Annotated in this window: 21 protein-coding genes and 1 tRNA gene; 8 read left to right on the top strand and 14 right to left on the bottom strand. The window is 63.3% G+C overall.

Annotation, left to right across the window (positions count from 1 at the left end; genetic code table 11):
- Positions 1-14: 14 nt before the first annotated feature.
- A complete protein-coding gene (locus ABL840_RS09360; protein ID WP_093305845.1) occupies positions 15-857 on the bottom strand; it encodes a 2OG-Fe(II) oxygenase in 843 nt (280 codons plus the stop codon).
- 156 nt (positions 858-1013) lie between these two features.
- The gene (gene yaaA / locus ABL840_RS09355; RefSeq protein ID WP_093205384.1) at positions 1014-1799 is read right to left on the bottom strand and encodes a peroxide stress protein YaaA; all 786 of its coding nucleotides are present in this window, start codon (positions 1797-1799) and stop codon (positions 1014-1016) included.
- Positions 1800-1907: 108 nt separating this feature from the next.
- Here yaaA and ABL840_RS09350 point away from each other — a divergent pair, with 108 nt between their 5' ends.
- Together ABL840_RS09350 and galU are read left to right on the top strand one after the other, a co-directional pair.
- On the top strand, positions 1908-4787 hold the full coding sequence (locus ABL840_RS09350) for a valine--tRNA ligase (RefSeq protein ID WP_093205386.1): 2880 nt from the start codon (positions 1908-1910) through the stop codon (positions 4785-4787).
- Between the two features lie 99 nt (positions 4788-4886).
- Complete coding sequence (gene galU, locus ABL840_RS09345; protein ID WP_093305847.1) at positions 4887-5777, top strand: UTP--glucose-1-phosphate uridylyltransferase GalU; 891 nt, start codon at positions 4887-4889, stop codon at positions 5775-5777.
- A 72-nt stretch (positions 5778-5849) separates the two neighbouring features.
- On the opposite strand, the gene ABL840_RS09340 is transcribed toward galU, so the two are convergent.
- From ABL840_RS09340 to cysM, 3 genes are all read right to left on the bottom strand, one after another.
- Complete coding sequence (locus ABL840_RS09340) at positions 5850-6077, bottom strand: sulfurtransferase TusA family protein (protein WP_093205394.1); 228 nt, start codon at positions 6075-6077, stop codon at positions 5850-5852.
- Positions 6067-6642 (bottom strand): NUDIX domain-containing protein, encoded by a 576-nt coding sequence (locus ABL840_RS09335; protein WP_093305849.1) that lies wholly within the window; start codon positions 6640-6642, stop codon positions 6067-6069. The genes ABL840_RS09340 and ABL840_RS09335 overlap by 11 nt, the downstream gene beginning before the upstream one ends.
- Before the next feature lie 63 nt (positions 6643-6705).
- Positions 6706-7608 (bottom strand): cysteine synthase CysM, encoded by a 903-nt coding sequence (gene cysM / locus ABL840_RS09330; RefSeq protein WP_093205399.1) that lies wholly within the window; start codon positions 7606-7608, stop codon positions 6706-6708.
- A 42-nt stretch (positions 7609-7650) separates the two neighbouring features.
- On the opposite strand from cysM, the gene ABL840_RS09325 reads away from it, so the two are divergent.
- From ABL840_RS09325 to ABL840_RS09300, 6 genes are all read left to right on the top strand, one after another.
- A tRNA-Leu gene (locus tag ABL840_RS09325) sits at positions 7651-7735 on the top strand.
- A gap of 170 nt (positions 7736-7905) precedes the next feature.
- Positions 7906-8868, top strand: a complete 963-nt coding sequence (locus tag ABL840_RS09320; RefSeq protein WP_093305850.1) for a tyrosine-type recombinase/integrase — start codon at positions 7906-7908, stop codon at positions 8866-8868.
- Between the two features lie 37 nt (positions 8869-8905).
- Positions 8906-9301, top strand: a complete 396-nt coding sequence (locus tag ABL840_RS09315; protein ID WP_093305852.1) for a hypothetical protein — start codon at positions 8906-8908, stop codon at positions 9299-9301.
- A 9-nt stretch (positions 9302-9310) separates the two neighbouring features.
- Positions 9311-10015, top strand: a complete 705-nt coding sequence (locus ABL840_RS09310) for an SOS response-associated peptidase (RefSeq protein ID WP_093305853.1) — start codon at positions 9311-9313, stop codon at positions 10013-10015.
- Positions 10016-10032: 17 nt separating this feature from the next.
- A complete protein-coding gene (locus tag ABL840_RS09305) occupies positions 10033-10287 on the top strand; it encodes a hypothetical protein (RefSeq protein WP_093305855.1) in 255 nt (84 codons plus the stop codon).
- 54 nt (positions 10288-10341) lie between these two features.
- Complete coding sequence (locus ABL840_RS09300) at positions 10342-11223, top strand: glycosyltransferase (RefSeq protein WP_176947579.1); 882 nt, start codon at positions 10342-10344, stop codon at positions 11221-11223.
- Positions 11224-11292: 69 nt separating this feature from the next.
- Here ABL840_RS09300 and ABL840_RS09295 read toward each other — a convergent pair whose 3' ends face one another.
- The 9 genes from ABL840_RS09295 to ABL840_RS09255 form a co-directional block, all read right to left on the bottom strand.
- On the bottom strand, positions 11293-11838 hold the full coding sequence (locus tag ABL840_RS09295) for a hypothetical protein (RefSeq protein ID WP_093429349.1): 546 nt from the start codon (positions 11836-11838) through the stop codon (positions 11293-11295).
- A complete protein-coding gene (locus ABL840_RS09290) occupies positions 11825-12160 on the bottom strand; it encodes a hypothetical protein (RefSeq protein ID WP_093305861.1) in 336 nt (111 codons plus the stop codon). The genes ABL840_RS09295 and ABL840_RS09290 overlap by 14 nt, the downstream gene beginning before the upstream one ends.
- Before the next feature lie 64 nt (positions 12161-12224).
- Positions 12225-12539 carry a DUF6527 family protein gene (locus tag ABL840_RS09285; protein WP_418116351.1) on the bottom strand — a complete coding sequence of 105 codons (315 nt, stop codon included), beginning with the start codon at positions 12537-12539 and terminating at the stop codon, positions 12225-12227.
- Positions 12539-13057: a lysozyme gene (locus tag ABL840_RS09280; RefSeq protein ID WP_176947580.1), complete on the bottom strand. Its 519-nt coding sequence runs from the start codon at positions 13055-13057 to the stop codon at positions 12539-12541. Before ABL840_RS09280 ends, ABL840_RS09285 begins: the two co-directional genes overlap by 1 nt.
- Positions 13054-13287: a hypothetical protein gene (locus ABL840_RS09275; protein ID WP_176947581.1), complete on the bottom strand. Its 234-nt coding sequence runs from the start codon at positions 13285-13287 to the stop codon at positions 13054-13056. The genes ABL840_RS09280 and ABL840_RS09275 overlap by 4 nt, the downstream gene beginning before the upstream one ends.
- A gap of 64 nt (positions 13288-13351) precedes the next feature.
- Complete coding sequence (locus ABL840_RS09270) at positions 13352-13717, bottom strand: tail fiber assembly protein (RefSeq protein WP_093305865.1); 366 nt, start codon at positions 13715-13717, stop codon at positions 13352-13354.
- A 17-nt stretch (positions 13718-13734) separates the two neighbouring features.
- Positions 13735-15189 (bottom strand): hypothetical protein, encoded by a 1455-nt coding sequence (locus ABL840_RS09265; protein ID WP_093429350.1) that lies wholly within the window; start codon positions 15187-15189, stop codon positions 13735-13737.
- Between the two features lie 60 nt (positions 15190-15249).
- Complete coding sequence (locus tag ABL840_RS09260) at positions 15250-15903, bottom strand: DUF2612 domain-containing protein (RefSeq protein WP_093305869.1); 654 nt, start codon at positions 15901-15903, stop codon at positions 15250-15252.
- A 1-nt stretch (position 15904) separates the two neighbouring features.
- Positions 15905-17119, bottom strand: coding sequence for a baseplate J/gp47 family protein (locus tag ABL840_RS09255; protein ID WP_093305871.1), 1215 nt, complete (start codon positions 17117-17119; stop codon positions 15905-15907).
- Positions 17120-17126 lie beyond the last annotated feature (7 nt).

The raw sequence follows: 17126 nt of genomic DNA, 5'->3' as shown, positions 1-17126 counted from the left end.
TGCTTGTTCTTCCGCTACTTGAACTCGCGCTCGCGCAGCCACTTGGTGGCGACCCACTTCTCGCCCGCCAGCACCGGCGCGCCGCCGTGCAGGGTGCGGGTGACGGGGTCGGGCCGGTCGTAGCTGAAGAACACGCCGCAGCCGCGCGCCGGGGCCACTTCGAGGCCCACGTCGGGGAAGGTGGTGGCGCCGCCGCCCTCGGGTTCCTGCAGGTACATCACCAGCGTGGCGACGCGCTGCCCGCCGCGCTTGAGGATGGTGGGCGTGCCGGGCTCGTTCGGGTCGAAGTAGTCGTAGTGCGGGCGGTATTGCGCGCCGGGGGCGTAGCGCAGGATCTGCAGGCCCTCGCCGAACTCGAGCGGCCAGCGCAGCAGCGCGGCAATGCGCTGCTCGAGGCGCGCGACGATCTCGTTCTCGCCGCGCTCGAAGAACATGCCGTCGCTGGTGCGATCGACGTTGAGCACCTCGCCGCCGGTACGCGTCTCGACGGTGAGCGAGCGCGCGAGCCGCACGCGCGCGGCGGCGATCAGGCCTTCGCACTCCTCGGCAGACAGCAGGTTGCCGAAAACCACCACGCGCGGGTGCCGCATGGTCTGCAGCACCTGCACGCGGCGGTCGCCCGCATCGATGTACAGCGGCGCACCGTCGAGGTCGGGCCCGGGCATCTTCGCCTGCACGGAAGGCAGCGCGACTTCCACGTTGGGGAAGCCGGCTTCGAGCTGGGCCAGCGCCACGTCGGCGGCGGCGTCGTGCCAGCCGGCCGCGCGCATCGAGGCGCGCAGGGCCGGCACCGAATGCCCGGCGGCGAGCTGGGCAACCAGCCATTCGCGCAGTTCCGGACTGATCGCTTGGGACATCTCAATACTCCTCCACGCCGCGGCAATCCCCGCAACGCATGAAAAAACCGCCACGCCCCATTCCGGGAACACCGCGGAACCGGCTCTGCCGGGCCGCCGGTGTCGCCGCCTGCAAGACAGGCTGGCGCAGCGACACGAAGTGCGCGAAGGCCGGGGTCAGTCCAGCCTTCTCCTGAACACCAACCTGTCGGGTTTGGACACTTCCGCGTCGAAACCATAACCCTCGAGGTCGAACTTTTCCAGTGCCTTGGGCGTGGCCGCCTTGTGCTGCACGGCCCAGCGCGCCAGCAGGCCGCGGGCGCGCTTGGCGAAGAAGCTCACGATCTTGTACCGGTCGCCCTTCCACTCCTCGAACACGCATTCGACCACGCGGGCCTTGAGCACCTTGCGGTCGACCGACTTGAAGTATTCCTGCGAGGCGACGTTGACCACCACGGGGGTGCGGTCGGCCGCGAGGCGTTCGTTCAGGTGCTCGGCGATGCGCGGGCCCCAGAAGGCGTAGAGGTCCTTGCCGTGGCGGTTGGCCAGCTGGGTGCCCATCTCGAGGCGGTAGGGCTGCAGCAGGTCGAGCGGGCGCAGCAGGCCGTAGAGGCCGCTGAGGATGCAGACGTGGTCCTGCGCCCAGGCCAGCTGGGTTTTCGTGAGGGTGCGGGCGTCGAGGCCGCCGTAGACGTCGCCGTCGAAGGCGAAGGCGGCCTGGCGGGCATTCTTCGGGGTGCTCTTGCTCGACCAGGCCTCGTAACGGGCCACGTTCAGTGCCGAGAGCTTGTCCGACAGGCTCATGAGCTCGGAAATCTGCTGGGGCGACTTCTCGCGCAGCAGCTTGATGAGTTCGACCGAGGGGCCGCGGGGCGATTCGAAATGGGGTTGGGTGGCGGGGAGTTCGGAGGGGACCGGGGTGTCGTAGTCGAGTGACTTTGCAGGGGAAAGCAGGAACAGCATCCCGGAATTATCAGTGGCTGCCGTGACACGGGGCCGCCCCGGTAAAATCGCCGGCTACCCACCTGTGTCCCCCCAACGGCTCCCCGAAGGGCCGTTCCTGCATTTCCCATGAGCGAACCCACCACCCCTCCCGCCCAGCCTGGACTGGACAGCCTTTCCAAATCGTTCGAGCCCGCCGCCATCGAGGCGCACTGGGGCCCCGAATGGGAGAAGCGCGGCTACGCCAAGGCCGGCTTCAGAGGCACGCAGCAACCCAAGGATGGCGCCGAGTCGTTCGCGATCCAGCTGCCGCCGCCCAACGTGACGGGCACGCTGCACATGGGCCATGCGTTCAACCAGACGATCATGGACAGCCTCACGCGGTACCACCGCATGAAGGGCGACAACACGCTGTGGGTGCCCGGCACCGACCACGCCGGCATCGCGACGCAGATCGTGGTGGAGCGCCAGCTGCAGGAGCAGAAGGTCAGCCGCCACGACCTGGGCCGCAAGAACTTCGTGGCGCGCGTGTGGGAGTGGAAGGAAAAATCGGGCAACACCATTACCCAGCAGATGCGCCGCATGGGCGACACGGTGGACTGGAGCCGCGAGTACTTCACGATGGACGACGACCTCTCCAAGGTCGTGACGCATACCTTCGTGAAGCTGTATGAAGAGGGCCTGATCTACCGCGGCAAGCGCCTGGGCAACTGGGACCCGGTGCTCAAGACCTCGGTGAGCGACCTCGAAGTCGAGAGCGAGGAAGAAGACGGCTCGCTCTGGCACATCGCCTATCCGCTCGAAGACGGCAGCGGCACGCTGACCGTGGCCACCACCCGGCCCGAAACCATGCTCGGCGACACGGCCGTGATGGTTCACCCCGAGGACGAGCGCTACAGGCACCTCATCGGCAAGCGCGTGAAGCTGCCGCTGGTGGACCGGCTGATCCCGATCATTGCCGACGACTACGTCGACAAGGAATTCGGCACCGGCGTCGTGAAGGTCACGCCCGCGCACGATTACAACGACTACGCCGTCGGCCAGCGCCACAAGCTCGAGATGATCGGCGTGCTCACGCTCGACGCCACCATCAACGACAACGCGCCCGAGAAGTACCGCGGCCTCGACCGCTTCGTGGCGCGCAAGGCCATCGTGGCCGACCTCGACGCGCTGGGCCTGCTGGTCGAGGTGAAGAAGCACAGGCTGATGGTGCCGCGCTGCGCGCGCTCGGGCGCCATCGTGGAGCCGATGCTCACCGACCAGTGGTACGTGGCCATGACGCGCCCCGGTGCCGACGGCCAGTCGATCGCGCAGAAGGCCATCGACGTGGTGAAGTCGGGCGAAGTGCGCTTCGTGCCCGAGAACTGGGTCAACACCTACAACCACTGGATGGAGAACATCCAGGACTGGACCATCTCGCGCCAGCTCTGGTGGGGCCACCAGATTCCCGCCTGGTACGACGAGGAAGGCAACGTGTACGTGGCGGAGGACGAAGCCGCCGCCCAGGCCAAGGCGCCCGGCAAGAAGCTGACGCGCGACGAGGACGTGCTCGACACCTGGTACTCGTCGGCGCTGGTGCCCTTCTCTTCGCTGGGCTGGCCCGAGAAGACGCAGGACCTCGACCTGTACCTGCCCTCGACCGTGCTGGTGACCGGCTACGACATCATCTTCTTCTGGGTCGCCCGGATGATCATGATGACCAAGCACTTCATCGGCAAGGTGCCCTTCAAGCACGTGTACATCCACGGCCTGGTGCGCGATGCGCAGGGCAAGAAGATGAGCAAGTCGGAAGGCAACGTGCTCGACCCGGTGGACCTGATCGACGGCATCGAGCTGCCCGCGCTGCTCGACAAGCGCACGCAAGGCCTGCGCAAGCCCGAGACGGCGCCCGCCGTGCGCAAGAACACGCAGAAGGAGTTTCCGGACGGCATTCCGGCCTTCGGCGCCGACGCGCTTCGTTTCACTTTCGCCTCGCTCGCCTCGCTGGGCCGCAGCATCAATTTCGACTCGAAGCGCTGCGAGGGCTATCGCAACTTCTGCAACAAGCTGTGGAACGCCACGCGCTTCGTGCTGATGAACTGCGAAGGCCAGGACTGCGGCCTGCTGGAGCACACGAAGGAAGAGTGCAAGGTCGGCGGCCCGGCGCACGGCTACCTGAAGTTCAGCCGCGCCGACTACTGGATCGTGTCGAAACTGCAGCGCGTGGAGGCCGAGGTGGCCCAGGGCTTCGAGGAATACCGCCTCGACAACGTGGCCACCACGATCTACCAGTTCGCCTGGGACGAGTTCTGCGACTGGTACCTCGAGATCGCCAAGGTGCAGATCCAGACCGGCGACGACGCACAGAAGCGCGCCACGCGCCGCACGCTCATCCGCGTGCTCGAGACGCTGCTGCGCCTGGCGCACCCCATCATTCCGTTCATCACGGAAGAGCTGTGGCAGAAGGTGTCGAAGGTTGCAGGACGTGAGGGCGAGTCGATCATGATCGCGGCCTATCCGAAGAGCCAGCCCGAGAAGATCGACGAGGCGGCCGAGGCTTACGTGGCGCGGTTGAAGGCACTGGTGGATGCGTGCCGCACGCTGCGTGGCGAAATGAACGTGTCGCCCGCCACGCGCCTGCCGCTCTACGCGGTGGCAGACGATGCCGAAGGCGCGGCCTTCCTGCGCGAATCGGCCTCGGTGCTGCAGGCGCTCGCCAAGCTCAAGGAAGTGAAGGTCTTCGACGACGAGGCCTCGTGGTCGGCTGCCGCCGAAGCCGCACCCGTCGCCGTGGTGGGCGCCGCACGCCTGTGCCTGCACATGGAGATCGACAAGGCTGCGGAGAAAGTTCGCATTGGCAAGGAAGTTGCACGCGTCGAAGGCGAAATTGCCAAGGTGCACTCCAAGTTGGGCAACGAAGCCTTCGTCGCGAAGGCCCCTCCGGCCGTGATCGAGCAGGAACGTAAACGTCTGACTGACTTCACTGCCACTCTGGAGCGCTTGCGCGACCAGCTTGTGCGCCTCGGCTGACAGACTCGGAGTTTCGAAGGCGTTTAGGATGCTTGGAGCGGCCCCGCGCCGTTCCGCATCCTGCCATCCCTACCTTTGACGAAAGACGCTGAACTGCCCATGTCCACACCCGCGACCCGCATCCGCAAGGCCGTATTTCCCGTTGCAGGCTTCGGCACCCGCTTCCTGCCGGCCACCAAGGCGCAACCCAAGGAAATGCTGCCGGTGGTCGACAAGCCGCTGATCCAGTACGCCGTCGAGGAAGCGTACGCAGCCGGCATCCGCGACATGATCTTCGTGACCGGTCGCAACAAGCGCGCCATCGAAGACCACTACGACACCGCCTACGAGCTCGAGAGCCAGCTCGAGGCCAGCGGCAAGACCGCGCTGCTGAACATCGCCCGTTCGGTCATGCCCGACGACATGACCTGCTCCTACGTGCGCCAGCCGCGCATGCTGGGCCTGGGCCATGCGGTGCTGTGCGCCGAGCACCTGGTCGGCAACGAACCCTTCGCCGTGCTGCTGGCGGACGACCTGATGGTCGGCCCCGATGGCGGACAGCCCGTGCTGGCGCAGATGACCGAAGCCTTCGGCCGTCTCGGCGGCTCGCTGCTCGCGGTGCAGGAAGTGCCGCTCGCGCACGTCAAGCGCTACGGCATCGTGGCCGGCGACGCGATCGAGGAAGGCCTCGTGAAGGTCAGCCGCATGGTCGAGAAGCCGAAGCCCGAAGAGGCTCCCTCGCGCCTGGGCGTGGCGGGCCGCTACATCCTCACGCCGGGCGTGTTCGACGAGATCCGCAACCAGCCCAAGGGCGCGGGTGGCGAGATCCAGCTCACCGACGGCATCGCGGCGCTGATGAAGAAGGAATCGGTCTACGCGTACTCGTACAAGGGCATCCGCTACGACTGCGGCAGCAAGGAAGGCTTCCTGCAGGCATCGGTGGAACTGGCGCTGGCGCACCCGGAAGTGGGCGCGGATTTCCGCGAGTACCTCAAGAGCCTGAAGCTGTAATCGCCGCTTCGAGCACACGAACAAAAAGGGCCGCGACTGCGGCCCTTTTTCTTTGCTGCTTCTGCAACCCTGTCAGCGGCGCTTCAGCACGTGGATGAAGTCGGTGCCGACGGTTTCCTGCTCCATCAGCTCGTTGCCCGTCTGGCGCGCGAAGGCCTGGAAGTCGCGGATCGATCCCGGGTCCGTCGACACCACCTTCAGCAGCTGGCCACTCGCCATCTCGTTGAGCGACTTCTTCGCCTTGAGGATGGGCAGCGGGCAGTTCAGCCCGCGCGTGTCGAGCTCGCGATCAACTTGCATTGCCTGGCTCCGGCGGCAGGTTCAGGCCGCGGCGGCGCTCCTCGTTCTCGGCGGCCGTGAAGAACACAGGCTCGTGTCCGCGCGTGCGCAGCCAGTCGGCCAGCGCGTAGCCGGTGCCGGCGGGCCAGCACTTGAGATCGGGCAGGTCGTAGAGGCGGTAGTCGACCAGTTCGGGCGAGAGCTTCACCTCGCCGTCGGCCACCACGTGGTAGGCGATGATGACCTGGTTCATGCGCTGGAAGTCATAGGCGCCGACGATCTTCGCGGCGCTCACGTCGAGGTTGGTTTCTTCCTTCACCTCGCGCGCGATGCCTTCCTCGGGCGTCTCGCCGGCCTCCATGAAGCCGGTGATGAGCGCGAACATCTTGCCCGGCCACGCGGCATTGCGCGCCAGCAGCACCTGGCCGCGGTACTCGACGATGGCGGCGAGCACGGGCGTCGGGTTGTTCCAGTGCGTGTGGCCGCAGTTGGGGCAGCGCAGGCGCTCCTTGGGGCCGCCGTCTTCCATGAGCGCGATCCACTCGAGCGGCGTGGCACAGACCTGGCAGAACTTGGGATGGGGCATGGGGTTTCTTTCTTTTATTGGACGGTCTGCCCGCCTTTGGCAGGCGCTGCAATCGGCCGCAGCTTAGGCCGGGAAGACGCCTGTCGACAGATAGCGGTCGCCGCGGTCGCAGACCACGAACACGATGGTCGCGTTCTCGACCGTCTTCGACACCTCGAGCGCGGCCCACAGCGCACCGGCTGCGGAGATGCCGCCGAAGATGCCTTCCTCGCGCGCGAGGCGACGGCACATTTCCTCCGCGTCGCTCTGGCTCACGTTGATTTCCTCGTCGACGCGGCTCGGATCGAAGATCTTCGGCAGGTACTCGGCAGGCCACTTGCGGATGCCCGGAATGCGCGAGCCCTCGGCCGGCTGCGCGCCGATGATGCGCACCGCCGGGTTCTTCTCCTTGAGGAAGCGCGACACGCCGGTGATGGTGCCGGTGGTGCCCATGGCGCTCACGAAGTGCGTGACCTTGCCCTTGGTGTCGGCCCAGATCTCGGGGCCGGTGGTCTCGTAGTGGATGCGCGGGTTGTCTGGGTTGGCGAACTGGTCGAGCACCCGGCCCTTGCCCTGGGCCACCATCTGCTCGGCGAGGTCTCGCGCGTATTCCATGCCGCCGCTCTTGGGCGTGAGCACGAGCTCGGCGCCGAATGCCTTCATGGTCTGCGCGCGCTCCACGGAGAGGTCCTCCGGCATGATGAGCACCATGCGGTAGCCCTTGATGGCCGCGGCCATCGCGAGGGCGATGCCGGTGTTGCCGGAGGTGGCTTCGATCAGGGTGTCGCCGGGCTTGATTTCGCCGCGCTCTTCCGCGCGCCGGATCATCGAGAGAGCCGGCCTGTCTTTCACGGAGCCGGCGGGATTGTTGCCTTCGAGCTTGCCGAGAATCACGTTGCCGCGCCTGGCGTTTTCTGCGGCATTGATGCGTTGCAGTGCGACCAGAGGGGTCTTGCCGATGGCGTCTTCGATCGTCGGATAGTTCATGCCAGCCACTGTGCCATAATTTTGGGCTTCGTTCAGAACCCTGCCCGGGTGGTGAAATTGGTAGACGCAGGGGACTCAAAATCCCCCGCCGCAAGGCGTGCCGGTTCGATTCCGGCCCCGGGCACCACCCCCATTTCTTGGGGTTGTGGTTCATCCTCCCCATTTCCGTCTTTTCCAGCCCTGACAGCCACTTAGGTGGCCTTCGGGTTGTTCGTCGTTCCCGCCTTTCTCGTTCGTTTTCCCCGTTCCCGTGCCATGATTCCCCAGAAATCTACGCACCGTGGGGAATGACGAGGCATGGCATCCATCCAAAAACAGGGCAAAAAATGGCGTGCCCAGGTGGCCCGAAAAGGGGTCCGAAAGTCGGCTGTTTGGGACACCGAGCGCGAGGCTCGGCGGTGGGCCGATCAGGTTGAGAAAGAAATTGACGCCGGGCTGTTGCTGGGACGCACATTCGGGCAGGCGGTCGAGCACTACCTGAAGACCGTCAGCAAGGCGAAGGCTGACCCGGCTTGGGAAAAGCGGCGGTTCGATGCGTTCCTGTCGCACTTCGGCCCCGACACCCCGCTGGACAGCATCACGACAGAACGCCTAGGCCGCTGGCGAGACTGGCGCATGACGGGGGATGACGACCACCCGCCCGTTACCGGCGCGACCGTGCTGCGCGAGATCAACCTGCTGCGCAACCTGTTCTCCCTCGCCCGGGATGAGTGGAAGTGGATCGCATCGAGCCCGTTCACCGGCCTGCGCATGCCCGAAGACAACGACCCGCGGACTCAGGTATGGCGCTGGCAGCAGATCAAGCGCGTTCTCCGGGCCGGCCGGGACGGCAAGACGCTGGAGGTAATCAAGGCCTTTCGCATCGCCTTGCACACGAGCCTGCGCCTGAAAGAGGTGCTGGAGGGCCGCTACGACGCCAGGCGCCGCGTCATGGTCCTTGGCGGCACCGAAACCGGCACGAGAACCAAGGGCGCTGGCACCAAGGTGGTCGAGGTGCCAATCCCGCGCCGCGCCGCCAAGCTGCTGCCCGAGAAGTTCACCGTGGGCGCGAATGAGGCCAGCGCCCTGTTTTCCAGGCTGACCGAGCAGTTGCTGATTCGGGATCTGACGTTTCACGACACCCGGGCTACCGCGCTGACCTTGCTGGCTAGACGCATGGACGTGATGACCCTCGCCCGGATCAGCCGGCACAAGGATCTCAACCTGCTGCTGCGCACCTACTACCGCGAGTCGGTGGAGGACATATCCGCCCGGATCTGAAACACATTGGGCACTCCAAACACTGTATGCTCATACAGTGTTTTGCCATGTCATTCAGCTTCGAAAAGGCGGCAACTGGCTCCCCCGCTCCCAGGTCGCCGGCTCGGCCGGTGCGCGCGGCTGGCTGGACTTCAGGAAGGCGAATCCGGCCTACTACGGCCTGACCTGGGATGCCCGACTGCTGAGCCTCAAGACCCTGGACAAGGACTGCCTGGAACCGCTGCACTACGCGCGCATCCTGGCCATCAAGGACGGCGGCATCATGCTCACCGGGATGGAGATCACCTTCCGGGCCGTCAAGAGCAAGCCGACGCACACCCAACAGACCTGGTGGTGTGTCGTGCACGAGGAGGAAGGCTATGCTGCCCTCGAACGCCACAACCCGAAGTCATCCAGCGGGTTCGACGTCAACGACGACGACATGACCGACTGAGGAGCCATCATGTGCAGCAACTATGAAGCCGTGTCCCGTGCCGACCGCCTACTGTCCTTCTTCGGGGTGGTGAGGCAGGACCAGGAAGGGCCGATCCTGACGTGGCCGACCGGCATGGCGCCGTTCATCCGGCTGGCCGAAGACGGCTCGGGTAACCGCCGCGTCGACGACGGCGCCTTCGGCCTGCTGCCCGGCTTCGCCAAGGAACTCGCCTACGGGCGCAAGACGTACAACGCCAGAACGGAGACGGTGGCCAGCCTGCCGAGCTTCCGTAGCGCGTGGAAGAAGGGTCAGCGCTGCATCATCCCGGCCGAGGGCATCTTCGAGCCGAACTGGGAAACCGGGAAGGCCGTGCGCTGGCGCATCCAGCAGCCGGGCGAGGTGCCCATGGGCATCGCCGGCATCTACGAGCATTGGACTTCGCCCGAGGGCGAGAAGCTGTTCAGCTTCGCCATGCTGACCGTGAACGCTGACGGGCATCCGGTGATGCAGAGGTTCCACAAGCCAGGCGACGAGAAGCGCATGGTAGTCATTCTCGACCCAGCGCAATACGACCGCTGGTTGACGTGCCCTGTCGCCGAGGCGCCCTCTTTCTTCAAGCAGTGGATGGGGCATCTCGATGCTTTCCCGGCACCGCTGCCGCCGCGGGCGAAGAAGACAAAGCCGACCGCTGCGGAACCAGATGCTCCGCCGCCCGGCGACAACCTTTTCTAGCCCGCGACAATCAGGTGATGACCACCCTCTACCTGCAGATGACAGAGAAGCTGATCGCCCACTGGAAAGCGAACGGCAACATATACCCCTCGAAGTTCACGCTGTCGCCAGCACTGCGCGATGAGTACCGACGTTGCCTCAGCTGGATGACGAACAACCACGGCAAGACGGTCACCATGCCCGAGAAGCACATGGGCGTGCGCATCGAGGTCAACGAAGCGTCACCCGGCGTCATGGTAGCCGCTGACGGCACCGAGGTCGCGCTGCAGTAGGCAAATACCTTTGCAGTTGTCGCGTGACACAATTCCTCCTAAATGGAGGGGTATATGGGTGAACGGCAAAAAATCAGCGGAGTCGTGATTTCGTACAACCGAGCGGATGTCATCGAAGCCACGCTGCGGTCCCTGTGGTTCGTTGATGAACTCATCGTCGTGGACAAGTCGTCTACCGATGGAACGGCCGAACTGGCCAGCAAAATCGCCGACCGCGTGATCATAGAACCTTGGCGCCCCCTTGGCGAAGACTCGCGCCAGTCTGCTGTCAACGTCTGCACTCACGATTGGATCGCCTGCATGGACGATGACGAGTGCTTCAGTATTGAGGCTGGGCAGTACATCCAGAAGGAACTCGAAGCACCGACCGCTGGTATCTACATCTTCCCGCTTCGGCACTACATCCTGGGCACCCACGACGAGGAGGCCTACTACTGGCCTGATCGCAAGCCCAGGATGTTCCGACGTGATGCAGTCAGCTTTCGAAGCACTGTGCATAACGAGTGGAACTATCGAGTTGAGGACTGCACCTTCCCATCGGCTGAAGACGGCATTTGCATTCATCACCTGTCGCACAAGGATGCCGCGACCTGGATCGAGAAAACCAACAAGTACACGTCGCAGAACGACAGGCACCGCATGTTCGAGGATGACGCAGACTTGATCGCCTTCGCCCATCGCCAGATCGATCAACATTTCGCGCAATCCAAGACTCAGGACCGCACCGGATACGCTGCAGCCGTTTCGGTGCTACGCAGCCTTTATGACATCGTCGACCGCGTCAAAGGATGGGAGGAAGACCACGGTATCGATGGCGCGAAAGCCTTTCGCGAGTTCGCCACGCATCTGGAGTCTACGTATCCAGCAAGAGAAAGAAAGTCTCCCGTCGCGAGCACCCTTCGGGAACGCAAGCGATGGAACTTCTTGGGACGCTGATCAGACTGCAAATGCAGAAAATCCCCGCCCCGGCCGAAGCCAAGGCGGGGAGTGAATGGGTTGATGGCCTCATTCTGAGGGCGGTGATTGCCCTCGGGTGATATAGGAGTCAGCCCGGCATGAGTTGTAGGCGGCGCTCGTCTTTTCGATTTCGGTCAGGGCGTCTGCAAGGCGTCGAGCACCAGCTTCCGAAAGTACCCCACTGGCCGCGCCGGCGTCTTCTGCACCAGCGCTGGCGGGTCGGGCAGCTTCACTTGCGGCGCCTCCACCACTGCGCCCGGCATCGCGGGCGCAGTCGCGCACCCGGACAACCACAGGAGCGCTGCGCTGGCGCTGATCGTCCGCATTGATCTGGGTGACAGCTTTTTCATCGGTTTTCTCCTGCGCCGCGGCGCGTTTGTTGAGCTCGGCCTGCTTGGCGTCGCGTTCCTCGGTGCGCTGCTTGAGCAGCCGGGCCGCTGCGGTGTTCGTGGCAACGACTGCCGCGTTCTGAACCTGCAGCGCGAGCCCGGTGGTCTTGGCCAGGGCGCGGTAGTGCCACGTCGCCAGCCCAAGCACTGCCAACAAGACGATGCAGATGTAGAGCACGATCGATTTCAGGTTAGGCAGCAGCATCGGTTGTCTCCCAGTTGAGTTCACCGCCAGCCCGAAGTCCTGCGGGAGCGGCATCGCTCAGGATCCAGCACGGCATGTCGTCGATCCAGATGTGTGGCGTGATGCCACGCGCCTCCAGAAATGGCAACTTGGCATGGCGAGCCGTGAAAACGATACGGTCTACCTTTCCCAACAGTTGACGATGCACGTCTTCAGCCTCGAACTCGTCACGCATGGTCACCACGCAGACCTGGTGGCCGCGTGAGCGTGACGACGCAATGAATGAGAGCCACAGGTCTGGGTCGGCTGTAAAGGTGCCATCGAAGTCCAGGGCGATCAGCATGGAAGCCTCCAAGGGCAATGCGGTGCGGTATGTCCTTCCCCGCCGCAGAGGGCGCAATAGAGCTTCATGATTTCAACTCAGGCAGTTCGACCGTATGCCCAGCCAGAGCATGGGTGCAATCCCCAAGAAACTGGATCCGGCCGTCAGTGACAAACGAGTGGCAGATTTCAGGCGGGTCTCCTTCCTCCGGGATGTAGGAGGGATCCACGGCGCGCCCAGTGCGCACAAGCACCGAGGGCATCAGAGTTGGAGCGTCATGTGACCCATTCCAGCCCCAGCCTCCCGGGCCAGTGCTCACGGCATGCTTGCCATTGCAGCCAGGGCAGTGGAACCACGCATAGTGAGGATCGACGCCCGATGGATGAGCAAGCTTCGCCATCATTTCCCCTCTGCGAGCGTCAGGCACCAGTTGGCCTCGTACTGGCGCCTGTTCTGCAGGCCCTGCACATACACGCCGCCAGCGAAGCTCCACACCGGACGACCATCGGGACCGCGCGCGAGAGCCTTGCACGCCGCTTCGCGGTTGCCGGCGCGCATGAGCTGTGCCGCGCGCGAGCCGCACGCCGCCGACTTCCCGACGTTGATCGCGAAGAGCGTGAATGCGTCGAAGCTGTTCTGGTCGAGCTTGTCGGCCGGGATGCAGGCCAGTACGGCACGCCCGTACTCGGCCGCGGTCTGCGCGTCGATCGCGTCGCATTGCGCCTGCGTCAGCCGCTCGCCCACCGGCCGCGGTGGCTGCGTGCGCCCGCTGCAGTAGGTCGGCAGGCCGCCGGCCAGCCTGTCGGCGTAGACGGTGAGCTCCTGACTCTCCCACTGGTGCATGCCACCCAGCAGCACCGCACCGCCGAGTACCAGAGGCGCTGCGATCTTGGCGGCCAGCTGCGCACGCGTGCTCACGACAAGTCTCCTGGCTTGGTCAGCCCTTTGCGCTCGGCCCACTCCTTCAGGCGGCGTCCCCACTCGGACTCCTCCCGCCACCACTTGCGTAGCAGGTAGAGGATCTGGAGTACCACCAGAATCCCCGTCAGGAGGCCGGTCCAGCTGATGTTTGAGTACCAGGCGATGCCGCTGGCTGGCGCAGTGCGCACCGCAAGTTCCGTTGCGATGTCTTTCAGTTCTTGTTTCATGCCATCCTTCCAGGAAAAAGAAAACCCGCCGAAGCGGGTTCATAGTGGTTGGAGGAATGCAAGTTCAGACTGGCGCAACTGGCCAATCGATAGCCGTCGGGAAATTCGTCTGCTGTGGCACGTCGCGCAATGCTTGACGATAAGTAGTCCAGATCTCCGCAACGCCTTCCGGCACATCTGGCAGCTGCGTCCAGTCACAGGCTTTCAGCGATTCAGTACGGTCGGCGCGAGCGATGGCCGGCACATCGATGTTGCCGATGTCGAAGTACATCCCTTGGCGAACGATGCCGCCAACCTGGGCTATGTCGCTGCCCATGGCGATGGTGGTGAAGCCTGCCGGCATTTCAGGCCAAACTCCAGTGTCGGGGTCCATCTCAAAGTCGCGCAACTCAAGAATGATGCCAATGCGGTCCAGTTTTGCAATTCGCATGAAATGCTCCTTGTTGCTTAGAAGGTGTAGCTGTTAACTTGTGTGGTGATGCCTTGCCCGGTGCCACCACCGATGGTGAAGGTGTAGTAGATCTGCTGCGGCGTGATCAGTTGGATGTTGAAGAAAGGCGCGGCGATCTGGTTGATCGTTGTTGCAGCCCCACCCAGCGTGACGTTGAAGCTGCCGATACTCGGCGTCGCGTTGTCGGACGAGAGCGTCGAGCTCAGCAGCGTTCCCGCCGTAGTAGTGAAGGCAAGAGCGTTCGTCCCACCTATGAATTTGGCGTTCATTGGCACCGCAGAAGCAATGGAAAGTGCCGTGGCGCTCGCCTGAGTGGTCGTCGAAGAGAGTACGGTGACCGGCGAGAAAGTGAGTGTGCGATCCTGCTGGATGCCGGGCACAAGCAAGCTCGCAGCGGTCGTTCGCCACACACCAACAAGGGCTGATGCGGTGTAACCCGACGGCATGTTCGCGCCGCTGTAGACCTCCGTCTGCAACGTGGATGCGTTCTTCGCGAGCAGTGCGCTGACACCCGTTGTCGGGTTGTAGATCGCGTAGATCGCAACAAAGCCTGACGCCGGCGCCGACCCAGTGTCCATGCCACCAGCACCAGTCGTCGCCAGGTTGACGGTCTTGTTGAAACTAGGGAGGCAATACCGCACGCCACCAAGGACAGTTTCAACAACGACCTCATCGGCAGTGAACGTTGCTGTCGCGCTTGCAGAACTGATCGCGCATCGCATGTTGCGGACAGCGCCGACCGGGCCTGCAATTTGTGCCGCCGTAGTTCCAGCTGCCAGGATATTTGTCCCGTCGCTCCAGATTGCTTGCGAACTTGCTGATGCGATCACCACACCAGTCCCTGACGCCGTCTTTGTGGTGATCGAGAAATTCCCGGTCGTGTTATTCACCACTAGCCATTGCTCGCTGGCGAATGCCGGAAAAATAATCTGCACATTCCCCGTTAGAGTGCCCGCCAGAGTGATGACAGGACGGCCGTACTGCAGCGATGTGAGGGTCACATTGGTGTTCGTCAAGCCCGTGACCGCAGTGATCCCAGCTTGCCACTCTGGCACCCAGCCGGTCGGAGTTGCCCCCTCAGGATCGTTGCTGTTGTTGTCCGCTGTGTTGAACCAGTAGCCAGTTCCGTCTGTGCGCAGCAGAAGTGCTCCCTTGGGATAGCCCCCGATGCTCGTGGCATAGGCGGAATCAAACGGGAATGTGCCGCCCGCGGACTGCCACAGATTCACCCCAGTTGAGGCGAACAAGATGCCGTTGAAGTCCTGGCCATAGGGGTTGATGCCACCCGAAGCTGCAGGCTGCATCGTGATCGAAGGGAAACCCACGTCATATGACGCTTGACCAGGCTGGATAATGCCCGCCTGCGTCAGTGGGATCGTGTTCTTGGAGGTCGGGGGTGCCGATGCTGCAAAGATTGCTGCGATCTTCGCGGGGATGGAGCTTAGTTGCATGTGTGTCCCAGAAATGAAAAAGCTGCCCTAAGGCGGCTGGTGGCAGAGAACTGATAGACCTCAGGCGGTCGGAAGGAGGTTGCTCATGCTGTTGAACACCCCTTGACCGAAGGGCTGCCCACTGCCTCCGTTGAAAGCCAAGGTGTCTGCAGCGTTCACCTGCATAGCGAACCCTTGCACTCCAGCAGGACGAGGGAACACCCCCGAGTTCAAGACGATGGCCTGCTCGAATGGCTCAAGCGAAAACTCGAAGACATAGCGCAGCGTCATGCTTCCGGTATCGACCACATAGCAGCGTCCACGCCCTGAAAACAGGTTCTGCAACAACTGGTTGAAGCTTCTAGCGCTGCAGTCAGAGATATTGGCAAGCGCCTTGACCAGAATCAGCGTGCGGTATGCCGAATCGCTCAGGCTGTAGTTCTGCGTGGATGGGATGCCCCCATTGAATGGCGCTTGGTTGAAAGGGACGCCAGGTCCGTCGTGGAAACCGATCTGGTCCGGGCTCGCCGGGATCTTGAGCACTCGCCCAACCCCAACAATGCGCCCCCAAATGTCCAAACCAAACCCCTGTGCCGAGTCCACGTTCCAGCAGTAGTCGTAGAACGTCTGGATGTCAGCCTGAGGATCGATGTACGCATCCATGTTCTCGATGAGCCGAAGCAAGGTCGGGCTGTTGCCATACTGGCTGATGACCGTGCGAATGACGTTTTCCATATCAGACCAGCATCACTGAGATATTGGCGGATGTAACGGTCGGGAACTGGTCCACTCCCACCAGTTGAGAGGTCAGCGTCGGAGTCGAACTACCGAGCAGAATCGACAAGACCGAGACAGAGGGATCAATCAGCGAAACCGGGCCGTAGTAGCGGCTGGCCAAAAGCAGAGAGCCAATCCGCGCACGAGAACCGCCATCCACACCATTGAAGGCATTGATGATCGCGTTCTGAACCAGCGCCACGATGTTCGATGGCAGCAGCGGGCTATTGACGAGCTGCACGGCGAACTTGATCGGCAGCGACGGCGGGATCATGAACTTCACCGCGTAGGTCGGCAGCGGCTGGTTGTACCCGCTGTTGTCGGTGATGTTCACCACCGTGTTTCCGTTGTAGTCGCAGCCTACATCCTTCTTGAGCCAGATCGCCTGGGCGATGTCGGTTGCAGCACCACCAACGACAGCAACGTAGAGAGAATGCGGAACCAGTGGATAGTTCGTAGAGCCGACGTTGATCGTTGCGCTGGTCACGTTCTCACGCGCGCACACATCGATCACGTTGTCCACGTTGAAGACGTTGGCATAGATCGATGGCAGAGATCCCTTGGCGTTGAGGGCCACCGATTGCTGACGCCGATAGGCGAAATCCGCCCTACTTTCTACATCTGCGCCCGGAACACCGTCTCCCGGATTGTTGATGCGGTCCCATCCGGGAATCGACTGATAGATAGTTGTCAGGGTTCCAGCTGGACAGATGACGGGGCCGTTGACCGTGCAAGCGAAAGGCAGCGAGATCGTTCCGCCCACTGGGATCGTGCCTGCGGCGGTAGCCACGTAGATGTTGCCGGCCGAATCCTTCGCTTGGGCGCCCACTGGGATGATCACGCCTGCAGCGCCCATGCAGTCGCATTGCACCGCCGTGGGAATCGCCGGCTTGCGGTCGATGTAGTAGATGCGTGCGATGGCGTCCTGCCAGACCCCGCTGTTCTGGTCCGGGTCCATCTGGTTGCGCAGGAGTGCGATCTGGTCGTTCTTGTCGCCAATGATCGCGGTGGTGCTGGACGCAAGCTGTCCTTGGGGAGTCTCAAGTGCGGGGTTCAGGCCGCCACCAAAAGCAAGGTTCTGGTCGGCCTGCACACCAGCCAGGATTGCAGATTCAGCGGGCAGCACGATCCCTGCCGGCGTGAACTGCACGCCTGGCACATTGGTTGTTGCCATTCGGATT

This window comes from Variovorax sp. NFACC27, from assembly GCF_048301545.1.
GTDB lineage: Bacteria > Pseudomonadota > Gammaproteobacteria > Burkholderiales > Burkholderiaceae_C > Variovorax > Variovorax gossypii.
Note: the sequence above shows the minus strand (reverse complement) of the source record. Positions and strands in the feature narration are given on the sequence as shown.

Coding starts and splice junctions, on each gene's coding strand:
- ABL840_RS09265 (WP_093429350.1), bottom strand. CDS start 15,189: ATGCAACTAAGCTCCATCCCCGCGAAGATCGCAGCAATCTTTGCAGCA.
- ABL840_RS09350 (WP_093205386.1), top strand. CDS start 1,908: ATGAGCGAACCCACCACCCCTCCCGCCCAGCCTGGACTGGACAGCCTT.
- ABL840_RS09300 (WP_176947579.1), top strand. CDS start 10,342: ATGGGTGAACGGCAAAAAATCAGCGGAGTCGTGATTTCGTACAACCGA.
- ABL840_RS09360 (WP_093305845.1), bottom strand. CDS start 857: ATGTCCCAAGCGATCAGTCCGGAACTGCGCGAATGGCTGGTTGCCCAG.
- ABL840_RS09255 (WP_093305871.1), bottom strand. CDS start 17,119: ATGGCAACAACCAATGTGCCAGGCGTGCAGTTCACGCCGGCAGGGATC.
- ABL840_RS09275 (WP_176947581.1), bottom strand. CDS start 13,287: ATGAAACAAGAACTGAAAGACATCGCAACGGAACTTGCGGTGCGCACT.
- ABL840_RS09295 (WP_093429349.1), bottom strand. CDS start 11,838: ATGCTGCTGCCTAACCTGAAATCGATCGTGCTCTACATCTGCATCGTC.
- ABL840_RS09305 (WP_093305855.1), top strand. CDS start 10,033: ATGACCACCCTCTACCTGCAGATGACAGAGAAGCTGATCGCCCACTGG.
- ABL840_RS09335 (WP_093305849.1), bottom strand. CDS start 6,642: ATGCCCCATCCCAAGTTCTGCCAGGTCTGTGCCACGCCGCTCGAGTGG.
- cysM (WP_093205399.1), bottom strand. CDS start 7,608: ATGAACTATCCGACGATCGAAGACGCCATCGGCAAGACCCCTCTGGTC.
- ABL840_RS09285 (WP_418116351.1), bottom strand. CDS start 12,539: ATGGCGAAGCTTGCTCATCCATCGGGCGTCGATCCTCACTATGCGTGG.
- ABL840_RS09270 (WP_093305865.1), bottom strand. CDS start 13,717: ATGCGAATTGCAAAACTGGACCGCATTGGCATCATTCTTGAGTTGCGC.
- ABL840_RS09310 (WP_093305853.1), top strand. CDS start 9,311: ATGTGCAGCAACTATGAAGCCGTGTCCCGTGCCGACCGCCTACTGTCC.
- ABL840_RS09340 (WP_093205394.1), bottom strand. CDS start 6,077: ATGCAAGTTGATCGCGAGCTCGACACGCGCGGGCTGAACTGCCCGCTG.
- galU (WP_093305847.1), top strand. CDS start 4,887: ATGTCCACACCCGCGACCCGCATCCGCAAGGCCGTATTTCCCGTTGCA.
- ABL840_RS09260 (WP_093305869.1), bottom strand. CDS start 15,903: ATGGAAAACGTCATTCGCACGGTCATCAGCCAGTATGGCAACAGCCCG.
- ABL840_RS09320 (WP_093305850.1), top strand. CDS start 7,906: ATGGCATCCATCCAAAAACAGGGCAAAAAATGGCGTGCCCAGGTGGCC.
- ABL840_RS09290 (WP_093305861.1), bottom strand. CDS start 12,160: ATGCTGATCGCCCTGGACTTCGATGGCACCTTTACAGCCGACCCAGAC.
- yaaA (WP_093205384.1), bottom strand. CDS start 1,799: ATGCTGTTCCTGCTTTCCCCTGCAAAGTCACTCGACTACGACACCCCG.